This window comes from Candidatus Skiveiella danica, from assembly GCF_022705245.1.
Taxonomy (GTDB): domain Bacteria; phylum Pseudomonadota; class Gammaproteobacteria; order Burkholderiales; family Burkholderiaceae_C; genus Skiveiella; species Skiveiella danica.
Window position 1 is genome coordinate 1 of record NZ_JAKJEW010000028.1, and the last position, 19,228, is coordinate 19,228.

Genomic DNA, 19,228 nt, shown 5'->3' on the forward strand with positions numbered 1-19,228 from the left:
GCGTCCGTCCATCATTGCCGCTTGCTGGATGCAGGCTACGCTCTGGTGATGTCATGAATTATGTAAGTCTCAATAATGACCATTCGACGCTGGGAACAGGCCATTTTTGTTGGATTCTTCGCGTGAAATGCTTTTTCCGACGGCCCTTTGGCGAATCCAGACCACGCACCACCCTCCCCTCACCGGAAGTCCCGGCTCCCCGTCATCAAATTGCCCAGCAGCGGCGTCAGGCGCGCTGCCATTAGGTAGCGGAATGCCCGCGGGCACTCAGCCACTCTTGCAGTGCCTTGTCGATGCGGGTCTGCCAGCCGTCGCCGGTGGCGCGAAATTGCTCCACCACATCGTGCGAAAGGCGGATGGTGATGCGTTCCTTGGTGGGGGTTCGCTGCGGTCCGCGCACGCCCAGTTTGCGTTGCAGGGCGGCAGGCAGTTTTCCGGCCGGCTGCAGCGCCCGCAGCGCCGCATCGGTGAGCGGGGGCACTTCGCCGCTGGCGTCAGTCAGGGTTCTGGTTCTTGGCATTTGCGCATGGTATCCATTTATCGTATGCACAAAAAACTAATGAAAATCCCGGCTCCCCGTCATCAGATCGCCCAGCAGCGGCGTGAGGTCACGCAGGCGCGTGGCGATCAGGTGGCGCACTTCGCCGCCGCTTTCCACGTCGCGCTGCCAGGTGCCTTGCACCGCCAGCAGGCGGGAGCGCACCAGCTCGCGGCGCTGGCGCTCGCGCAGGGCTTTCCAGACGATGACGTTGACGGTGCCGGTCTCGTCCTCCAGCGTTACGAAGGTCACGCCCTTGGCAGTGCCGGGTTGCTGGCGCACGGTGACGATGCCGCAGGCGCGCGTGGGGGTGCCGTCGGGCAGGACGCGCAGCTGGGCGGCGGTCAGCAGCTTCCAGCGGGCCAGTTCGGGGCGCAGCAGCGCCAGCGGGTGGCGTCGCAGGGTGAGGCCGGTGGCGGCGTAGTCGTGGGTGATGGCTTCGCCCTCGCCGGCTTCGATCAGCGCCAGGGGCAGCTCGTGGGTGGGCGCTTCGCGCAGCAGCTCGGGCGCGCGGTGCAGGGCCGAGGCGTCCCAGACCTGCTGGCGGCGGTGGCCTGAGAGGGCGGTCAGCGCGTCGGCGGCGGCCAGAGCCTTGAGGTCGCCGGCGTCGAGGGCGGCGCGCAGGGCGAGGTCTTCGGTGGTGGTGAAGGGGTGGTGCTGGCGGGCGGCGAGGATGCGGCGGGCGGCGGGTTCGGAGAGGGTGGCGACGAGGCGGAGGCCTAGGCGGACGGGTGGGTGGGGAGCTTTTGATGCAGGCTCTTGGCCCGGGTTGGGGAAATGGGGGTCAGAGCCCGATTTCGTCGGGAGGATCCTGGATGCTTCGGGGGGTGGGGAAATGGGGTCAGAGCCCGATTCGGATGAAGGGCGGATGTGATTTCCGGCGAGGGGGGCCGAATCGGGATCCGACCCCATTTCCCCCCATTTCGGTGACGCCGCATCTTCTTCTAGCGTGCAATCCCAGTCGCTGGTGGTGACGTCGATGGGGCGGACTTCGATGTGGTGGCGGCGGGCGTCTTGCACGAGCTGGCTGGGGGTGTAGAAGCCCAGGGGCTGGCTGTTGAGCATGGCGGCGAGGAAGGCGGCAGGCTCGTGGCGCTTGAGCCAGCAGCTCACCCACACCAGCAGCGCAAAGCTGGCGGCGTGGCTCTCGGGGAAGCCGTATTCGCCGAAGCCTTCGATCTGGCGGAAGATGCCTTGCGCGAATGCTTCGGTGTAGCCGCGCTCGACCATGCCGCCGACGATGCGCTCGTGGAACTTGTGCACACCGCCCTTGCGCTTCCACGCGGCCATGGAGCGGCGCAGGCTGTCGGCCTCGCCAGCACTGAAGCCCGCGGCCAGCATGGCGATCTGCATCACCTGCTCCTGGAAGATGGGCACGCCCAGCGTGCGGCCCAGCGCCTCGCGCAGCGCCTCTTGCGGAAACTCCACCGGCTCCAGCCCCTGGCGGCGGCGCAGGTAGGGGTGCACCATGCCGCCCTGGATGGGGCCGGGGCGCACGATGGCCACCTCGATCACCAGGTCGTAGAAGCAGCGGGGTTTGAGGCGCGGCAGCATGCTCATCTGCGCGCGGCTTTCGATCTGGAACACGCCCACAGTGTCGGCGGCGCAGATCATGTCCCAGGTGGCGGGGTCGTCGCCGGGGATGTCCTGCATGCGGAAGTCCACGCCCCGGCGCGCGCTCACCAGCGCCAGGCAGCGGCGGATGACGCTGAGCATGCCCAGGGCCAGCACGTCCACCTTCAGCAGGCCCACGGCGTCGAGGTCGTCCTTGTCCCACTGGATGATGGAGCGCTCCGGCATGGCGGCGTTCTCCACCGGCACCAGGCGGGTGAGCAGGCCTTGCGTGAGCACGAAGCCGCCCACGTGCTGGCTCAGGTGACGCGGAAAGGTGAGGAGCTGTGCGGCGGTCTCCAGCCACTGGCGCACGCGCAGGTCCTCGGGGTCCAGGCCGGCGTCGCGCACGCGCTGGGCCGCGCCTTCGCTGCCGTCGAACCAGTAATGCTCCTTGGCCAGCGCGTCGATCTGCGCCAGGTCCATGCCCAGTGCCCGGCCCGCATCACGCAGCGCGCTGCGGGTCCGCCAGCAGATGACCACGGCGGTCAGCGCGGCGCGTTCGCGGCCGTACTTGGCGTAGATGTACTGGATGACCTCTTCGCGGCGCTGGTGCTCGAAGTCGACGTCGATGTCGGGTGGCTCGTTGCGCTCGCGGGAGATGAAGCGCTCGAACAGCACGCTCATGCGCGCGGGGTCCACCTCGGTCACGCCCAGGCAGTAGCACACGGCAGAATTGGCCGCCGAGCCGCGCCCCTGGCACAGGATGCCGCGGCTGCGCGCAAAGCGCACCAGGTCGTGCACGGTGAGGAAGTACATCTCGTACTGCAGCTCGGCGATCAGCGCCAGCTCGTGCTCGATCTGTTTCTGCACGGGGGCGGGCACGCCTTGGGGGTAACGCACGCGGGCGCCCTCCTCGGTGTGGTGGCGCAGGGTCATCGCGGGCGTGGTGCCGGGCAGCACGGTCTCCATGGGGTACTGGTAGCGCAGCTCGTCCAGGCTGAAGCGGCAGCGCGCGGCCACCACCGTGGTGTTGGCCAGCAGCCCGGGCGGGTAAAGCGCGGCCAGGCGCAGGCGCGGGCGCAGGTGTGCCTCGGCGTTGGGCTGCAGGCCGAAGCCGCACTGGGCCACCGGCGTGCCCAGGCGCACGGCGGTCAGCACGTCGTGCAGCACCTTGCGCGAGCGCACGTGCATGACCACGTCGCCCGCGGCCACCAGTGGCACACCGGTGGCCGCCGAGGCCTGTTCAAGCTGCGTGAGCCACAGGTCGTCGTCCAGGCCGTGCAGCAACTCGGCGGCGAGCCAGAAATGGGGACCAAATTGCTGCCTTCCCAGCGTCGCACGGTCACAGAGTGCTTCCAAGGTGATAGCGCTTCGGGTGAGCCGGTCCGGCGCCAGGATGAGTTCGCAATCGGGCAGGCGATCGGCGGTGACGTCCTGCCAGCCCAGGCGGTACTCGCCCTTGGGCGCGGCGCGGCGGCCGGCGGTGATGAACTCGCACAGCGCGCCCCAGCCGTTGAGGTTGTGCGCCAGCGCGATCAGGCGAAAGCGCCCGTCACCGCCATCGAGCACGAACTCGCTGCCAGCCAGCAGCTTGAGACCGAGCTTCTTGGCCTCGGCATGCGCGCGCACCAGCCCGGCCACCGAGCATTCGTCGGTGATGGCCAGCGCGGTGTAGCCCAGCGCATGGGCGCGCGCCACCAGCTCCTCGGCGTGCGAGGCGCCCACCTGGAAGCTGAAGTTGGTGCGGCAATGCAGCTCGGCGTAGGCGGGAAGGCCGGGGAAGACGGCGGGAGCCGGTGACGGGGAGGACATGGCTGGGATTCAAGAGATTTCAGGCGAACAGGCCATGCAGAAACCACCCCGGCTGGGCTCCGGCCTGCGCCAGCCGCTCGCGGTAGATCCAGAGCAGGCCGGCCTGCGCGCTGCGGGCGACGAAGTAGTCACGCAGCGCGGCCGGGGCGGCGGCGGTGCCGGTGGCGTCGGGCTCCCACCAGGCGGCCTCTATGCGCTGCGGCCCGGCCAGCAGGGTGAGCGGGCCCTGGTAGAGCGGGCGGTGGCGCTGCACCGTCAGCCGCTGTGGCGTGGCGAGCAGCCAGGTGGGGTAGAGGGCGTCGGGCTGCAGGGTGCTGGAAGCGGCCTTTGAACCCGCCGCACGAGGCCTGGCCGGTTGGCTTGGGTGAAGGGCTTCGGCAGGCTCGGACGCAACAGACCGGGCGCCTTGCGCCCCGGCGCCCGATCCAGCGGCTGCCGGTAGCTTGGTGGTCTTCTTTCTGGCAGTTTTCAAGCTTTTTGGGCCTCCTCCCAGCGTCTTCTGGTCATTGTTTGCTATTAAGTTTGAAGCCTCCACCGCCGCCGACCAGGCCTGCATGCGCTCGGGCCGGTGGTCGGCGCGGGGCTCGACACGCTGCACCTGGGCCGCGCCCAGGCGCGCGCTCAGGCGCTCGACGAGCTGGTGCAGGCTGTCGCCCTGGCGCCGGTCTTCCAGCAGCAGGCTGGCGCTGGCCCCGGGCAGCGGCGCGGTCTCCACCGTGGCCAGGCGCAGCGCGATGGCGGGCGCCGCCAGCGTGACGTGCGCCAGGTGCTCGGCCAGCAGGCGCTCGAAATGGGCCATGTCCAGCGTGGGCTCGGCGGTGCGCACCAGCAGGTGGTCGTCGGTGGGGCCGTTGCGGCGGCGGTCCATCTGCCAGCCCAGGCGCAGCACCAGCGCGCCCCGCTGGCGCGCCTGCAGCCAGGCGTGCAACAGCGCCAGCAGGCGGCGCGCGCCGAACAGCAGGGCGCTGGCGTTTTCCACATGCGCGGGCAGCTCCAGCGGCTCGTCGAAGGCCTCGGGCAGCGTGAGCCAGGGGTAGAGCTCGGGCTTCTCGCCAAAGGCCTGGTCAAGCGCATCGAGCAGGCCATCGCCAAAACGCCGCACCAGACCGCCACGCGGCAGCGCGCGCAGGTCGCCCCAGGTGCGGCAGCCCAGGCGCTGCAGTGTGGGCAGGTGCGCCCGGGCGGCAGCCAGCGCGGCCAGCGGCAGCTGGGCGGGCGGCGTGGCGGCGGGCCCGGGGGCGCCGTGCTGGCGGGCCTGAAGGCGTTCGAGCAAGCGCCCGATCGCTACCAAAGAAGTAGCGCCTTGTGACCATTCCACGCTGGGATGAGGCTCATTTTGTTCAAAAAGCTGCCTGAGCAGCGTCCGGCGGCCGCCGAACAGCCGCTCGCTGGCGGAAATTTCCAGCACCACCGCCCCATCGGCCCGCGCCACGCGCGGCGTGAACTGCAGGGCGCGCCAGCTCCACAGGCGCAGGGCTTCGTCCTGCTCCGTGGCGGCCGGCGCTTCAGCGTGCGGCAGGGGCAACAAGGCGATCCAGTGCACCGGGACCTCCGGATGGGGCCACGCCAGCAGGGACGCGGGTGCGCACCAGCGCCGCCAACACCGCGCTGGCCGGCGGCGGGGCAGACGGGGCGACGGCAGGCAGGGCCACGCCCTGGCCCTGGCGGCGGCGCGCGGACTGCTGGCGGCTGGCGGTGAGCAAGGCCTGCAGCCGCTCGGGCCGCGCCGGCAGCACCAGCGGTGTGGTCAGCGGCGGGCCGCGGCGCTTGAGCAGGCGCAGCGTCAGCGCGTCGGCGCCCTCGCCGGACTCCAGCAGCAGCCGCAGCACGGCGGGCGAGGCCTCCTGCTGCGCGGCCAGCGGGCGCATCACGAACAGCGCCTGCTGAAAGTTCTGCGCCGCCATCTGCAGCCGGCGCAACTGCTCGGGCCGCACCTGCGGCAGCCAGGCCAGCACGGCGCTCACGCCCGCGCAGCGCAGCGCCTGCTCGCAGGCCCAGACACGGGCGGCTGCGTCACGCGCCAGCGTGGGGCCTTGCAGCATCAGCAGGCGCGAGGCGTCCAGCCCCTGCGCCGCCAGAGCCGGCACGAAGGGCCGGTGCGGCGGGTTGACCAGCACCAGCGCGCCCGCCGAAGACGCCCCCAGCGCCGGCAGCAGCAGCCGCCATTCGCCCTGCCCGGCCTGCGGCTGCAGCACCTCCACCAGTGCCCCCACCGGCCAGCCGCCCCCGGGCAGCACGGCATCCAGCGCCGCATGGCCCGTGGGCCGCGTGGCGCCGGTGTTGCGCGCGAGCTCGTCGGCGCGCCAGACGGCGCCGCCCCCCAGGGCCTCAGGCGCCGCCGAAGCGGGCCGGGCGCGGGACAGGGCCAGGGAAGAAGCAGGAGACAACGCGGGGGATGGCATGGCGCAAGCCGGCAACTGGCCTCGGCAACGAGGGGTGAAAGCGGTCCTGAATACTGTACGGATAAACAGTATAGAGGGCTTTCGCGGGCTTGCCAATCCGGGGCCTGACTCGGCAATGCGCCGGGGCATGCTGCAAGGCGGAGAACACGGAATCAGGCCGGCGGGGCGCTCGGCGCAGCGAAATCAAGGAGGAGGCCAACGGCCGGGGGACATTCGCGGAGCGGAGTGCCCCGCCGGCCTGATTCCGGCCCGCCGGGGGTCAGCGCACCCCGCTCAGAGCAGCCCGGGCACCAGCCACCAGGTGCGCTTCTTGTACGCCGCCCACTCGGGGTAGCGTGACATGCTGGCTTCCTTCAGCACCATGTTGACCGAGAACAGCCCCAGCCACACCCAGGCCAACACCAGCACCGGCAGCCAGTGCCAGACCATCAGCGCAAAGCTGCCGTAGATCATCATCTCGCCCAGGTAATTGGGGTGGCGGATGTAGCGGTGCATGCCGTCGGTGATGAGCCCGCGCTTCACGCGCAGGGTGAAGTACTTCTGCGCGTCGGCCGCGATCATGATGACCGAGCCCAGCATGCACAGGCTGATGCACAGCGCGAACCAGATGGGATCCGGCAGCGGGTACACCGGCCGCACCGTGCCCGAGATCAGCAGCCAGCCGAACACCCAGTACCAGCCCAGCACGCCCAGGAAGGCGTTGATGCCGCCGCCGATGGTGATCTTGATCTGCCAGTTCGGGTCGGGGAAAGCCAGGTCCTTGACCAGCCAGACCAGCCCGTAGGTACCGTGCAGCGCCAGGTAGACCCAAGCCGCGGTGGAGGTGTTGCCGTACCACCAGATCAGGAAACCGAGGAAGAAGAAGGTGCCGCCCTTTTGAAAATTGATGACCCAGGCGAACTTCCACGGCCGCGGCCCGCCCAGAAAATCCTGCGACAGCCAGTTGTTGAACCGGCGCAGGGCCAGCGCCCAGGCAGGCCCAGGGCTGGCTGAAGCAGCGGCGGCGGAAACCGGGTTGGCGCCTTTCATCGGGGGTTCCTTGGTGCGGGCAGGATGAGCAGGATAAACAGCCCCGCCACGGGCCGCAAGGCGGACAACCCGGAATCAGGTTGGCGGGGTGCTCGGCGCAGCGAAATCAAGGAGGAGGCCAACGGCCGGGGGACATTCGCGGAGCCGAGTGCCCCGCCGGCCTGATCCCGCCCGCATGGACCGCCGTCAGCCGGCCACCACCTCGCGCCCTTGGGCGTCGTGGCGCACCACGGTGAACGGCGGCAGGCCTTGCATCAGGCGTTTACCGTAGCCGGTGCGCGTGAGGCGACGGTCGTAGCAGTAGACGAAGGCCTGGTCGGTCTCGGTGCGGATGGCGCGGCCGGCCCACTGGGCCAGGCGCATGGCGGTGGCCGGAACCACCAGTTCGGTGAACGGGTCGCGGCCCACGGCGCGCAACCATTCGGCGCGCGCCTCGCCCACCGGGTCGTCCGGCGGAGCGAAAGGCAGCTTGGCGATGAACACGCTCTCGCAGAGCTGCCCCGGCAAGTCCAGCCCCTCGCCGAAGGACTGCATGCCGAAGATGACCGACACGCCGCCGGCCTCCACGCGCTCGCGGTGGCGCTTGAGCAGCACCGCGCGCGGCAGCTCGGTCTGCACCAGCACCACGTCGCGCAGGTCACCCGGCAACGCCTCGACCGTCACGCGCAACTGCTCGCGCGAGGTGAACAGCGCCAGCGCGCCGTGGCGCACCTCGCGCAGGTCGCGGATCAGCGCGCGCGCCACGTCGGCGTTGAAGGCGGCGGCATCCTTGGGGTCGGCGGCCGTCTCCGAGGTGATGAAGCGGCCCTGGGCGGCAAAGTCGAACGGGCTGTCGACCTCCAGCGTGACGGCGGCCGGGTCGCCCTGCAGGCCGGACTCGCGCAGGAAAAAGTCGAACTGGCCGCAACTGGTCAGCGTGGCCGAGGTGATGACCGCGCCGCGCACCGCCGACCACAGATGCGTGCGCAGCGTGGCGCCGGGCAGGATCGGGCTGGCGTGCGCCTTGACGACGATGAACTCGCCCACCACGTCGCAGGTGAACCACTTGGCCGCGGGCGCTTCGTCGGGGCCGGGCGCTTGCAGCAGCAGGTGCGCGGTGTTGTAGACATCCTCCAGCCGGGGCGCGAGCATGCCGATCTGGGCGTACAGGGTGGACAGGCGGCGCGCCTCGTCGGGCTTGTCGCGGATTTCCGCGCGCAGGGCCTTGCCCACGGTGGCCACGCAGGCCAGGTAGCTCTCGGCGGTCACGCTGAGCAGACGCAGCGGCTCCTCCAGCGCGGCGGGCAGCACGCCCTGCGGCAGCCGCGCGCGCGCCGGCCCCCAGGCGCCCTTGACCTCCTTGAGCTGGGCGCCATACAGGTCCATCACGAGCCTGGAGAGGTCCGACAGGGTCTGCTTGAGCTGGCTGGACAGCCGGTAGACGTCGGCCACCTCGGACACGTTCACCAGCCCGCCGATGCGCACCACGCGCGCGGCCAACCGGTCGAGCCAGTTGGTGCGCGAGAGGTCCATCGAGCAGGCAAACTGGTCCAGCGCGGTGGCCGGCAGGTGGTGGCCTTCGTCCAGCACCAGCAGGCAGTGGTCCAGCTCGGGCAGCAGGCGCGAGCCCAGCGAGGACAGCAGCAGGTCGTGGTTGGCCACGATCACCTGTGCGCCCACCAGATCCTTGCGCTTGTCGTAATAGGTGCAGTTGCTGAACAGCGGGCAATGCCGGCCGGTGCACGAACGCGCATCGGCAGCCACCGGGTTCCAGAGATCGGGCTCGGGCGGATCGGCCAGCGTGTCGCGGTCGCCGTCCCAGCTGGCGTGGGCCAGCGCGTGCGCCATGTCGGCATACAGGTGCACCCGCGCCTCGGTGGTGTTGCGCCGCGCGAAGCCTTCGCCGGGCTCCTCGTCCTCGAACAGGTCGTCGTCACCGTCGGCCGGGCCGCCCGCCACGCGGTTGAGCTTGAGCTTGCAGACGTAGCGACCACGCCCCTTGGCCAGCGCAAAGCGGAACGGCTGCGGCATCTGCGCCGCCAGGGCGGGCAGGTCCTTGTTGACCAGTTGCTCCTGAAGCGCCACGGTGGCGGTGGAGATCAGCACCCGCGTGTGGCGCGCCAGGGCCAGCGCGATGGCCGGCGCGCAATAGGCCAGCGACTTGCCCACGCCGGTGCCGGCCTGGATCACGGCGATCGAGCGCACCGGCTCGGCCGCGTCGTCGTCCGCCTTGCCCAGCGCGGCCTCGGCGAAGGTGCGAGCCACCTGTTCGGCCATCTGGCGCTGGCCGGGGCGGTCGCGAAAGCCGACATCGGCCGCGACGACGGCATCGAAAGCCTGCAAGGCGTAGGCGGCGAGCGGGGACAGGGACATGGCCCGAGTGTGGCATGGCGCAGTGGTGCAGCCGGGTCATGCCCAACCCGGCCACTGGCGCCCCGGGCCTGCGCGCTCAGGCCGTGAGCAGGCGCCAGGCCCACCAGACGCCGATGCCCATCTGCACCGCAAAGGCACTGAAACGCAGGGTCACGGCCGTGGGGCTGAGCGAGGCGAGGTGGATGCAGGACTGGACGATGCGCGCGCCGAGCAGCACCATCGCCAGCGGATCGGTCACCGCGCTGCGGCCGGTGACCAGCGCCACCAGCATCAGGCCACCGAACAGGGGCAGCCCCTCCAGGCAATTGGCATGCGCCCGGGCCAGCCGCTGCATGAAGGGAGACAGGTTGCTGTTCTCAGGATTGAAACCGTTGGCCGGCACCACCTTGCGGGCCACCAGCGCACTGCGGATGCCTTCCATGAGCACCAGCAGGGCCAGCGTCCAGGCGATGAAACCGGTCAGGGCAAAGGCGGTGGGCGTGACGGTCATGTAGATCTCCTTGGTCCGGCCGGGTGGCGGGGTGGCAGCTGCTGGCCGGATGCAACGCCTGCAATGTAGCGTCCGGCCGGCCCGGCGGCAACCCGTCGCTCGGCAGGGTCTTGGCTGGCGGCGCGGTTTTTTATCCGGCAAATGCCCGGGTTTTCATGGCACCGCCCTTGAAATCGGGTCAAAAGGCCGTATCATTAGCACTCGTTGGGGTTGAGTGCTAGCATTCGCTCCCCACAAGTTAACAAGCGCTAACTTCATCGCTGGAGTCGGCGCTTTTTGATGACAACCTCTTGTTTCACATTCAAGGAGATCCCATGAAACTTCGTCCCCTCGCAGACCGCGTCATCGTCAAGCGCGTCGAAAATGAAACCAAGACCGCTTCCGGCATCGTGATCCCCGACAGCGCCGCTGAAAAGCCGGACCAGGGTGAAGTGCTGGCCGTGGGCCCGGGCAAGCGCAACGACAAGGGCGAACTGACCGCCCTGACCGTCAAGGTCGGCGACCGCGTCCTGTTCGGCAAGTACAGCGGCCAGACCGTCAAGGTCGACGGCGACGAGTTGCTCGTGATGAAGGAAGACGACCTGTTCGCAGTCGTCGAGAAGTAATTTCTCACCGCATCCCAATCCCTATTAACTGAATCCGGAGAATTTCAACATGGCAGCAAAAGACGTCATTTTCGGCGGCGAAGCCCGCGCACGCATGGTCGAGGGTGTGAACATCCTGGCCAACGCCGTCAAGGTTACCCTGGGCCCCAAGGGCCGCAATGTGGTGCTGGAGCGCTCCTTCGGCGCCCCCACCGTGACCAAGGACGGTGTGTCCGTGGCCAAGGAAATCGAACTGAAGGACAAGCTCCAGAACATGGGCGCCCAGATGGTCAAGGAAGTCGCTTCCAAGACCTCCGACATCGCCGGTGACGGCACCACCACCGCCACCGTGCTGGCCCAGGCCATCGTTCGCGAAGGCATGAAGTACGTGGCCGCCGGCATGAACCCGATGGACCTGAAGCGCGGCATCGACAAGGCCGTGACGGCCCTGGTCGCCGAACTGAAGAAGGCCTCCAAGGCCACCACCACCTCCAAGGAAATCGCCCAGGTCGGCTCCATCTCCGCCAACAGCGACGAGACCATCGGCAAGATCATTGCCGACGCCATGGACAAAGTGGGCAAGGAAGGCGTGATCACCGTGGAAGACGGCAAGTCGCTGGACAGCGAACTTGAAGTCGTCGAAGGCATGCAGTTCGACCGCGGCTACCTGTCGCCCTACTTCATCAACAACCCCGAGAAGCAAGCCGCGCTGCTGGACAACCCCTTCGTGCTGCTGTACGACAAGAAGATCAGCAACATCCGCGACCTGCTGCCCACGCTGGAGCAGGTGGCCAAGTCCGGCCGTCCGCTGCTGATCATTGCCGAAGACGTCGAAGGCGAAGCCCTGGCGACGCTGGTGGTCAACACCATCCGCGGCATCCTGAAGGTCGTGGCTGTCAAGGCCCCGGGCTTTGGCGACCGCCGCAAGGCCATGCTGGAAGACATCGCCATCCTGACGGGCGGCAAGGTCATCGCTGAAGAAGTCGGCCTGACGCTCGAAAAAGTGACGCTGGCCGACCTCGGCTCGGCCAAGCGCATCGAAGTGGGCAAGGAAAACACCATCATCATCGACGGCGCCGGCGCTGCCGCTGATATCGAAGCCCGCGTCAAGCAGGTTCGTGTGCAGATCGAGGAAGCCACGTCCGACTATGACCGCGAGAAGCTGCAAGAGCGCGTGGCCAAGCTGGCCGGCGGCGTGGCCGTGATCAAGGTCGGCGCTGCCACCGAAGTCGAGATGAAGGAAAAGAAGGCCCGCGTCGAAGACGCCCTGCACGCCACGCGTGCTGCGGTGGAAGAAGGCATCGTGGCCGGTGGTGGCGTGGCCCTGCTGCGCGCCAAGCAATCGGCTGGCACCATCAAGGGTGACAACTCCGACCAGGACCACGGCATTGCCCTGGTGCTGAAGGCCATCGAGTCGCCCCTGCGCGAGATCGTGTACAACGCCGGCGGCGAAGCCTCGGTGGTGGTCAACGCGGTGCTGGCCGGCAAGGGCAACTACGGCTTCAACGCCGCCAACGACACCTATGGCGACATGATCGAAATGGGTATCCTGGACCCGACCAAGGTGACCCGCACCGCGCTGCAGAACGCAGCCTCCGTCGCGTCCCTGATGCTGACGACCGAGTGCATGATCGCCGAGGCGCCGAAGGATGAAGCGGCCGGCGGCATGGGCGGCATGGGCGGCGGCGACATGGGTGGTATGGGCGGCATGGGCGGCATGGGCATGTAATCGCGCTGCGAAACGACCCGTTGGCGTCGTTGCATCCCCTTGCCGTGCCGAAAGCACTGTCTTCGGGTCTGCGCCTAGCCATCGGGCCGTTGCGCAACGCGACCCGCTACCTCCGCCAGGAGTAGCCACCATCCAATTAAAAAACCCCGCAAGGCGCGAGCCTTGCGGGGTTTTTCTTTGTTCAGGAAAAGCAAAGGTCGCTAGGGAATGCGCATGTTGATCATGAACATCAGGAACGACCCGCCCAGCATCACCTGTCCAGCCCAGGTCGGCGTGAACTGGTAGGCCAACGCGATGTTCACCGCGGGGGAAAACCCGTTGTAGTTCAGCGGCACCCGCTTCTTGTATTCACCGAGATAGCCATACAGCAAACCGGCCGTCCACTTGAACGATAGTTTGGGAACCCCCCAGATGCCGTGATAGGCCTGCCCGAACGGGAAGACGTACACGGTGGGCTGATCGAACGAATTGTTGAAAAAGGCGATGCCGTCCAGCGAGTTGTCCGGATGCTCGCGCTCCAGGCCGACCAGGTACACATGGGTGTAGGTCTTGTCGGTGCTGAAGTGGTAGGAATAAGGACTGACCGTCAGGGTGAATTTGTCGCCTTGGTCGAACTCGGGCACCATGGGTTTGTCTTGCGCCAGCGCGTTGCAGGCAAGGAAGGCCACAATCAGGGCCAGAAGGGTTCGGATGAGTCTTGCCATGGAAATGGAAACGGAAAATTCACAGAAACGAAACCGTCGATTATTGACGATGCTCAAATACCCAGGCTTGCACGCGGGCGGGTTCGCTTCCCTGATGCTGGCGTTGTGCCTGGTGTCGCTGAGCGGCTGTGCCTGGCTGGACACCAAGCAGCGCCAGCTGATCTACCGGCCCACGCCGGGGGTGCCGGCGCATTTCACCGGGCTTCGCAACGGCGACGAGCAGTTTTTCCTGGAGGTTCCGGCCGCCGGAACTGGCGCGCCCAATGGCGGCGGGCCGATCAGTGAAGCGACCGCGACTTCGGCGGCGCCCCAGCGCATCGAAATGTGGTGGCTGCCGAATGCCGATCGCAGCGCGCCCACTGTGCTGTACCTGCACGGCACCTTCCGCACCCTGGTGGCCAACGTGCGCAAGATCGAGGCGCTGCGCACCGCGGGCTTCTCGGTGCTGGCGGTGGAATATCGCGGCTGGGGGCTGAGCACGCCGATCACGCCGTCGGAGCAGACGATCCTGCAGGACGCGGACGTGGCATGGGCCGAATTCCAGCGAAGGGAGCCGCGAGCGGACCGACGGGTGATCTTCGGGCACTCCATGGGCAGCGGCGTGGCCGTGGACCTGGCCAGCCGCCAGCGCCCACAGTCGGACTATGCGGGTCTGATCCTGGAATCGGCGTTCACCAGCTTCCCCGACATCGCACTGGAAGTCAGCAGCGTGGCCTGGCTGCTTTCAAAGACCAGCGACGAGCGATTTGCCTCGATCGACAAGATCAAGCGGGTGGAGCAGCCCTTGCTCATGATCCACGGCAACCTGGACAAGACCGTGCCGATGGTCCTCGGCGAAAAGCTGTTTGCCGCGGCCAATCCACCCAAGCAATGGGTCATGATCGAAGGCGGCAAGCACAGCGATCTGGACGAAGCCGGGCGCGCCCAGTACCAGCAGGCGGTGCAGCAGTTCAGGACCCAGCTGCTTCAGCGCGCCGCCGCGCCGGCCGCTGCGAATGGACCCGTCAGCGCTGCTCTTCCATCGCAGGGCGCCTCCCGGTAACTTCCATATTCATAGCGAATAACGACCATTCCACGCTGGGAAACGGCCATTTCGACTAGAAAACCGCGCGGATGCGCCGCAACAGGCCCGCGCTGGACCCGTCCAGACCGTCCAGACCGTCCGTGTCACCGCTGGTCAGGCGCGGCTCGATGTCCTTGGCCAGCACCTTGCCCAGCTCCACACCCCACTGGTCAAAACTGTTGATGCCCCAGAGGGAACCGCTGACGAACACGCGGTGTTCGTGCAGCGCAATCAGCGCGCCCAGGCTGGCTGGCGTCAGGTCGCCCAGCAGCAGGAAGGTGCTGGGGCGGTTGCCGGGGAAGTCCTTCTGGCCACCGGAATCCGCTTTGCCCTGCATCAGCGCCTGCGCCTGCGCCAGCGCATTGGCCAGCAACATGGGCTGGTGCCCCTGGAGGTCATGGCGGGCCTTGACGACAGCGATGAATTCGACCGGCACCACGTCCGTGCCCTGGTGCAGCATCTGGAAGTAGGCATGCTGGCCGTTGGTGCCCGGCTCGCCCCACAGCACGGGCGAGGTGCCGTACGGCAGCGGCTGGCCGGCCAGGTCCACCCGCTTGCCGTTGCTCTCCATCTCCAGCTGCTGCAGATAGGCCGGAAAGCGTTTGAGCGCGCTGTGGTACGGCGCGATGCTGCGGCTGGTGAACCCAAGGAAGTTGCGGTACCAGACATCCAGCAGGCCCAGGCGCACCGGCAGATTGTCGGCCAGCGGCGCACAGCGGAAATGCTGGTCCATGGCATGGGCGCCGGCCAGAAAGTCGCGAAAGCCAGCCGCGCCGATGGCGATGGCCAGCGGCAGGCCGATGGCCGACCAGACCGAGTAGCGCCCGCCCACCCAGTCCCAGAAACCAAAGGTGGTGCGGATGCCAAAGGCCCGAGCCGCGTCCACGTTGGTGGTCAGCCCGATGAAATGGCGGCCGATATCCAGCGCGCCCCCGCCGTTGGCCTCGAACCAGCGCCGCGCCGAGTGAGCGTTGGTCATGGTCTCGACCGTGGTGAAGGTCTTGGAAGCAATCAGGAACACCGTGCTGCGCGCCTGCAGGCGCTTCAGGCAGGCCGCCAGTTCATGGCCGTCGACGTTGCTCACGAAATGCAGGCGCTTGCCTGAATCGGCGAACGCGTCGAGCGCCAGCACCGCCATCTGCGGGCCCAGGTCCGAGCCGCCGATGCCGATGTTCACCACGTCGGTGATGGCCGGGTCGGCGCGCAGGGTCTCGGCAAAGTCCAGCATCGCGTCCAGCGTGTTGTGCACCTCGCTCAGCAGGGGTTGCAGCGCCGGCGTGACCGCGTCACCCGGCGCCGACCGGGGGCAGCGCAGCAGGGTGTGCAGCACGGCCCGGCCTTCGGTGGTGTTGATGGCTTCGCCCGCGAACATCGCATCTCGGTGCAGTTCCAGCCGGCATTCCTGCGCCAGCGCCAGCAGGGCCTGGGTGGTCGCGGCATCGATGCGGTTGCGCGACAGGTCGGCGAACACCTGGGGCGCGTTCACACTGAAACGGTAAAACCGATCCGGCTCGGCCGCAAAGGCCTGGCGCAGGTCGAAGGCGCGGCCGGTCTGCTCGTAGCAGCGGCCCAGTTCGCGCCAGGCAGGGGTCTGGTCGCAGCGGGGGCGATTCATCCAGTCGGGGAGATGGGCGGTCATCCCGCCATTATCAGTCGGCCCGGACCACCGACACCCCATGGTCGGCCAACGCCAGACCCACCTCAACCCCCGGCTCCAGCACATGGGTCAGATCCGGTGATACGACGAAAATGTTGCCCAACACCGTCTCGAAGGTGTATTCGAAGAAACTGCCCAGGTAGGCCGCCTTGAGCAGCTTGCCCGCAACCGCAGCACCGTGCAGCCGCTCGCCGCGATGGATGCGCCAGGCCTCGGGCCGCACCGCCACTTTCACCGCGCCGGGCGCCAACGCATGGCGCGGCGTGATCGACAGCGGCCCGAGCTGGACCAGCCCGTCGGCCCCCGCCACGCCCGGGAACAGCATGGCCTCTCCCATGAAGCCGGCGACGAATTCGCTCTGCGGAAACTCGTACATCTCGCGCGGCGAGCCGCGTTGCGCAATCAGGCCGTCCGCGCTCATCACCACGATTTGGTCGCTCACGGCCAGCGCCTCGCTCTGGTCGTGGGTGACATAGGCCACGGTCAGGTTGAGGCGTTGCTGCAGGCTGCGGATTTCCTCGCGCATCTCGCGACGCAGGCGCGCGTCGAGGTTGCTCAACGGCTCGTCGAACAGCAGCACCGCGGGCTCCAGCACCAGGGCGCGCGCCAGCGCCACGCGCTGCTGCTGGCCGCCGGAGAGCTCGCTGGGCAGGCGCTCGTCGTAGCCGACCAGGCCGACGTTCTTCAGGGCCTCGCTGCCGCGCACGCGGGCCTCCTCGCGCGCCACACCGGACATCTTCAACCCGTACATCACGTTTTCCAGCACGTTCATGTGCGGGAACAGCGCGTAACTCTGGAACATCATGCTGACGTTGCGATCGGCCGGCCCCAGCGTGGTGACGTCCTTGCCGTCCATCAGGATCTGGCCACCGGTGGGTATTTCCAGTCCGGCAATCATGCGCAGCACCGTGGTCTTGCCGCAGCCAGAGGGGCCGAGGATGGTGGTGAGCGTGCCTTTGGGCACTTCGAAACTGACGCCCTTGACGACCAGCGGCGCCGAGGCTTGCAGCCCGTAACGCTTGGTGATGTTCCTGAATTCGACGCCGTGATGCATGGTGGTTCCGGTGTGAAGGGTTCAGATCGCTGGCACGGCCACCGCGGAGGCACCGGTCTTGCGCCGGCCGAGCTTGCGCTCGCCCACCAGGAACTGGATCAGCGCAATCGCCAGCGACATCAGCACGATCAGCACCGTGCAGTAGGCCAACGCCACGCCGTAGTCGCCGTTGCCGACGCGCCCGATGATGTAGGTGGTGGCCAGCTCGTTCTCGGCCGTCACCAGGAAGATCACGGCGCTGACGGTGGTCATGGCGCGAACGAAGCTGTACACCAGCGCCGCCACCAGCGCGGGCTTGAGCAGCGGCAGCACCACGTTGAACAATGTTTGCGCGGTGGAGGCGCGCAGCATCAACGAGGCCTCGTCGAGCGACTTGTCGAGCTGGCGGAAGGCTGCCGTGCCCGCGCGCACCCCGACCGGCAGATTGCGGAACATGAAGCACAGCATGATGAGGAGCCCGGTGCCGGTGAGCTCCACCGGCGGCACGTTGAAGGCCAGGATGTAGCTCACGCCCAGCACGGTGCCCGGGATCGCGAAGGCCAGCAGCGCCACGAACTCGAACAGGCCGCGCCCGTGAAACTCGGTGCGCGCCAGCAGCCAGGCGATCAGCAGGCCGGTGGCGGCGGTAACCGGCGCCGACAGCCCGGCCAGCTTGACGGTGGTGAAGAGGGAGTTCCAGGCCGTGCCGGCCCAGACGAGGCCGAACTGACCCCACTCCAGCGCAAAGGCGGTCTTGAAATGGTTGAGCGTGAGCGTGTAGTCGCGCCCCCAGGTCTGCACGAAGCCACCGGCAAACGCGAACAGGTAGACCACCACGGTGAAGGCCAGCCACGGGTAGACCACTGCGTTCAGCACGCGGCGCACGCTGTCGGGCAGCGCCATGGGAATGCCGGCGTCGCCCTTGCCGCTGACCGTCGTGTAGTTCTGCTTGCCAAGCAAGCCGCGCTGCAGGGCAAAGATACCCAATGCGAACAGCGTGAGGATCCAGGCCAGCGAGGCGGCGCGTCCCTGGTCGTACTGGGCGCCGACGATGGCAAAGAAAATGTCAGTGGACAGCACGGAGAACTGTCCGCCCACCACGATCGGGTTGCCGAAGTCGGCCATGCTCTCGATGAAACCCACCAGGAAGGCATTGGCCAGGCCCGGCTTGAGCAGGGGCAAGGTGATGGTGAAGAAGGTGCGGCGACGGTCGGCGCGCAGCGTCTGCGCCGCCTCTTCCAGGCTGGGCGCCACGCCTTGCACCACGCCGCGCATGATCATGAAGGCAATCGGCGTGAAGGCGAACATCTGGGCGATCCAGATGCCCAGCACCCCGTAGAACCAGCGCGTGGGCTGGATGCCGAAGGCGTATTCGAGGAACTGGTTGACCACGCCGGCACGGCCGAACAACAGGATGAGGCCCAGGCCCACCACGAACGGCGGCGTGATGATCGGCAGCAGGGCCACCACACGCAGCGGCGTCTGCACCCGCGCGCTGGCGCTTCGCTCGGCCATCAGTGCCATCATGGTGCCCAGCACGGTGGTGCCGGTGGCGGTGCACAGGGCCAGGAACAGCGTGTTCCAGGCCACGCCACAACGCAGCCCGCCCGCCAGGCAGTTCAGCCCCCAGACCCGCTCGTTGCCGATGCGCTCCTGCAGCGCCAGCAGGGACCATTGCCCCTGCTCGTTGAGGAACGCGCCGTGCAACGCCTTGACGACCGGAAACGCGATGAACAGCAGCAGCAGCACCGAGCAGCCCACCACGGCCGAGGCAACGAACAGATCACCCTTGAAAAAGCCCAGCCGCGCCACGCCGAAGGCCGCGATCATCACCAGCGCCAGCAAAGCCAAGAAGGCGCCGATGCCGATACCGAACTGGTTCAGCGCCAGTTCACCGAACCCCCTGTTGAGGATCTCGAACGACCAGCCTTTGGCGCCGATCATGAAGCCGCTGGCCAGCAGTCCGCCGAAGCCCAATACCCCGCCCGCGAGGAACCAGCGACCTTGCGCCTTGCCCGGTGGTACGGCCAGGCCAATGGCCGCCACAACCAGCCCCAGCACGCCCAGGAGCAGCCAGACGCGGTGGTGTGCCAGGATCTGTACCAAACCGCTGGCCGTCTCGGGCCCGCGCAGGACCTGGCCCAGCATGGTGTACCAGGCCGTGTCCTGGATCGCGTACCAGGGCAGGACGAGGTAGGCCATCAGGCCGGCGAGGAGCCAGAGCCGCACGGGCCGGTCAGGGTGCCGGTTCATGGACGCTCGACGATCGGGTCACGCACGG

Annotated in this window: 14 protein-coding genes; 3 read left to right on the forward strand and 11 right to left on the reverse strand. The window is 67.9% G+C overall.

Annotation, left to right across the window (positions count from 1 at the left end; all coding sequences use genetic code 11):
• Positions 1 to 241 precede the first annotated feature (241 nt).
• From ACMUOY_RS15175 to ACMUOY_RS15205, 7 genes are all read right to left on the reverse strand, one after another.
• Positions 242 to 520 carry a BrnA antitoxin family protein gene (locus ACMUOY_RS15175; protein ID WP_413893576.1) on the reverse strand — a complete coding sequence of 93 codons (279 nt, stop codon included), beginning with the start codon at positions 518 to 520 and terminating at the stop codon, positions 242 to 244.
• 36 nt (positions 521 to 556) lie between these two features.
• Entirely contained in the window at positions 557 to 3,904 is a 3,348-nt protein-coding gene (locus ACMUOY_RS15180; protein WP_413893577.1) for an error-prone DNA polymerase, read from the reverse strand.
• 19 nt (positions 3,905 to 3,923) lie between these two features.
• Positions 3,924 to 5,447: a Y-family DNA polymerase gene (locus ACMUOY_RS15185; RefSeq protein WP_413893578.1), complete on the reverse strand. Its 1,524-nt coding sequence runs from the start codon at positions 5,445 to 5,447 to the stop codon at positions 3,924 to 3,926.
• A complete protein-coding gene (imuA, locus tag ACMUOY_RS15190) occupies positions 5,410 to 6,306 on the reverse strand; it encodes a translesion DNA synthesis-associated protein ImuA (protein ID WP_413893579.1) in 897 nt (298 codons plus the stop codon). Before imuA ends, ACMUOY_RS15185 begins: the two co-directional genes overlap by 38 nt.
• Positions 6,307 to 6,579: 273 nt before the next feature.
• Positions 6,580 to 7,335: a methyltransferase family protein gene (locus ACMUOY_RS15195; RefSeq protein WP_413893580.1), complete on the reverse strand. Its 756-nt coding sequence runs from the start codon at positions 7,333 to 7,335 to the stop codon at positions 6,580 to 6,582.
• Positions 7,336 to 7,521: 186 nt separating this feature from the next.
• Complete coding sequence (dinG, locus tag ACMUOY_RS15200) at positions 7,522 to 9,687, reverse strand: ATP-dependent DNA helicase DinG (protein WP_413893581.1); 2,166 nt, start codon at positions 9,685 to 9,687, stop codon at positions 7,522 to 7,524.
• A gap of 76 nt (positions 9,688 to 9,763) precedes the next feature.
• The gene (locus ACMUOY_RS15205) at positions 9,764 to 10,177 is read right to left on the reverse strand and encodes an MAPEG family protein (RefSeq protein WP_413893582.1); all 414 of its coding nucleotides are present in this window, start codon (positions 10,175 to 10,177) and stop codon (positions 9,764 to 9,766) included.
• A gap of 314 nt (positions 10,178 to 10,491) precedes the next feature.
• On the opposite strand from ACMUOY_RS15205, the gene groES reads away from it, so the two are divergent.
• Positions 10,492 to 10,782 (forward strand): co-chaperone GroES, encoded by a 291-nt coding sequence (gene groES, locus ACMUOY_RS15210; protein WP_413893583.1) that lies wholly within the window; start codon positions 10,492 to 10,494, stop codon positions 10,780 to 10,782.
• Positions 10,783 to 10,831: 49 nt separating this feature from the next.
• Entirely contained in the window at positions 10,832 to 12,490 is a 1,659-nt protein-coding gene (gene groL / locus ACMUOY_RS15215) for a chaperonin GroEL (RefSeq protein ID WP_413893584.1), read from the forward strand.
• A 200-nt stretch (positions 12,491 to 12,690) separates the two neighbouring features.
• Here groL and ACMUOY_RS15220 read toward each other — a convergent pair whose 3' ends face one another.
• Positions 12,691 to 13,194, reverse strand: a complete 504-nt coding sequence (locus ACMUOY_RS15220) for an ABC transporter ATP-binding protein (RefSeq protein ID WP_413893585.1) — start codon at positions 13,192 to 13,194, stop codon at positions 12,691 to 12,693.
• A 49-nt stretch (positions 13,195 to 13,243) separates the two neighbouring features.
• Here ACMUOY_RS15220 and ACMUOY_RS15225 point away from each other — a divergent pair, with 49 nt between their 5' ends.
• Positions 13,244 to 14,236: an alpha/beta hydrolase gene (locus ACMUOY_RS15225; RefSeq protein ID WP_413893586.1), complete on the forward strand. Its 993-nt coding sequence runs from the start codon at positions 13,244 to 13,246 to the stop codon at positions 14,234 to 14,236.
• Between the two features lie 55 nt (positions 14,237 to 14,291).
• Here ACMUOY_RS15225 and pgi read toward each other — a convergent pair whose 3' ends face one another.
• Genes pgi through ACMUOY_RS15240 form a run of 3 tightly spaced genes read right to left on the reverse strand, consistent with a single transcriptional unit; the run spans position 14,292 to position 19,200 of the window.
• On the reverse strand, positions 14,292 to 15,872 hold the full coding sequence (gene pgi / locus ACMUOY_RS15230; protein WP_413893620.1) for a glucose-6-phosphate isomerase: 1,581 nt from the start codon (positions 15,870 to 15,872) through the stop codon (positions 14,292 to 14,294).
• Positions 15,873 to 15,906: 34 nt separating this feature from the next.
• On the reverse strand, positions 15,907 to 16,968 hold the full coding sequence (locus tag ACMUOY_RS15235; RefSeq protein WP_413893587.1) for an ABC transporter ATP-binding protein: 1,062 nt from the start codon (positions 16,966 to 16,968) through the stop codon (positions 15,907 to 15,909).
• Between the two features lie 21 nt (positions 16,969 to 16,989).
• Entirely contained in the window at positions 16,990 to 19,200 is a 2,211-nt protein-coding gene (locus tag ACMUOY_RS15240; protein ID WP_413893588.1) for an ABC transporter permease, read from the reverse strand.
• Positions 19,201 to 19,228 lie beyond the last annotated feature (28 nt).

Excerpts from the sequence above, each read along its gene's own strand:
- dinG (WP_413893581.1), bottom strand. The coding sequence starts at position 9,687 with ATGTCCCTGTCCCCGCTCGCCGCCTACGCCTTGCAGGCTTTCGATGCC.
- ACMUOY_RS15175 (WP_413893576.1), bottom strand. The coding sequence starts at position 520 with ATGCCAAGAACCAGAACCCTGACTGACGCCAGCGGCGAAGTGCCCCCG.
- groES (WP_413893583.1), top strand. The coding sequence starts at position 10,492 with ATGAAACTTCGTCCCCTCGCAGACCGCGTCATCGTCAAGCGCGTCGAA.
- ACMUOY_RS15225 (WP_413893586.1), top strand. The coding sequence starts at position 13,244 with ATGCTCAAATACCCAGGCTTGCACGCGGGCGGGTTCGCTTCCCTGATG.
- ACMUOY_RS15220 (WP_413893585.1), bottom strand. The coding sequence starts at position 13,194 with ATGGCAAGACTCATCCGAACCCTTCTGGCCCTGATTGTGGCCTTCCTT.
- ACMUOY_RS15195 (WP_413893580.1), bottom strand. The coding sequence starts at position 7,335 with ATGAAAGGCGCCAACCCGGTTTCCGCCGCCGCTGCTTCAGCCAGCCCT.
- groL (WP_413893584.1), top strand. The coding sequence starts at position 10,832 with ATGGCAGCAAAAGACGTCATTTTCGGCGGCGAAGCCCGCGCACGCATG.
- ACMUOY_RS15240 (WP_413893588.1), bottom strand. The coding sequence starts at position 19,200 with ATGAACCGGCACCCTGACCGGCCCGTGCGGCTCTGGCTCCTCGCCGGC.
- imuA (WP_413893579.1), bottom strand. The coding sequence starts at position 6,306 with ATGCCATCCCCCGCGTTGTCTCCTGCTTCTTCCCTGGCCCTGTCCCGC.
- ACMUOY_RS15235 (WP_413893587.1), bottom strand. The coding sequence starts at position 16,968 with ATGCATCACGGCGTCGAATTCAGGAACATCACCAAGCGTTACGGGCTG.
- pgi (WP_413893620.1), bottom strand. The coding sequence starts at position 15,872 with ATGAATCGCCCCCGCTGCGACCAGACCCCTGCCTGGCGCGAACTGGGC.
- ACMUOY_RS15205 (WP_413893582.1), bottom strand. The coding sequence starts at position 10,177 with ATGACCGTCACGCCCACCGCCTTTGCCCTGACCGGTTTCATCGCCTGG.
- ACMUOY_RS15180 (WP_413893577.1), bottom strand. The coding sequence starts at position 3,904 with ATGTCCTCCCCGTCACCGGCTCCCGCCGTCTTCCCCGGCCTTCCCGCC.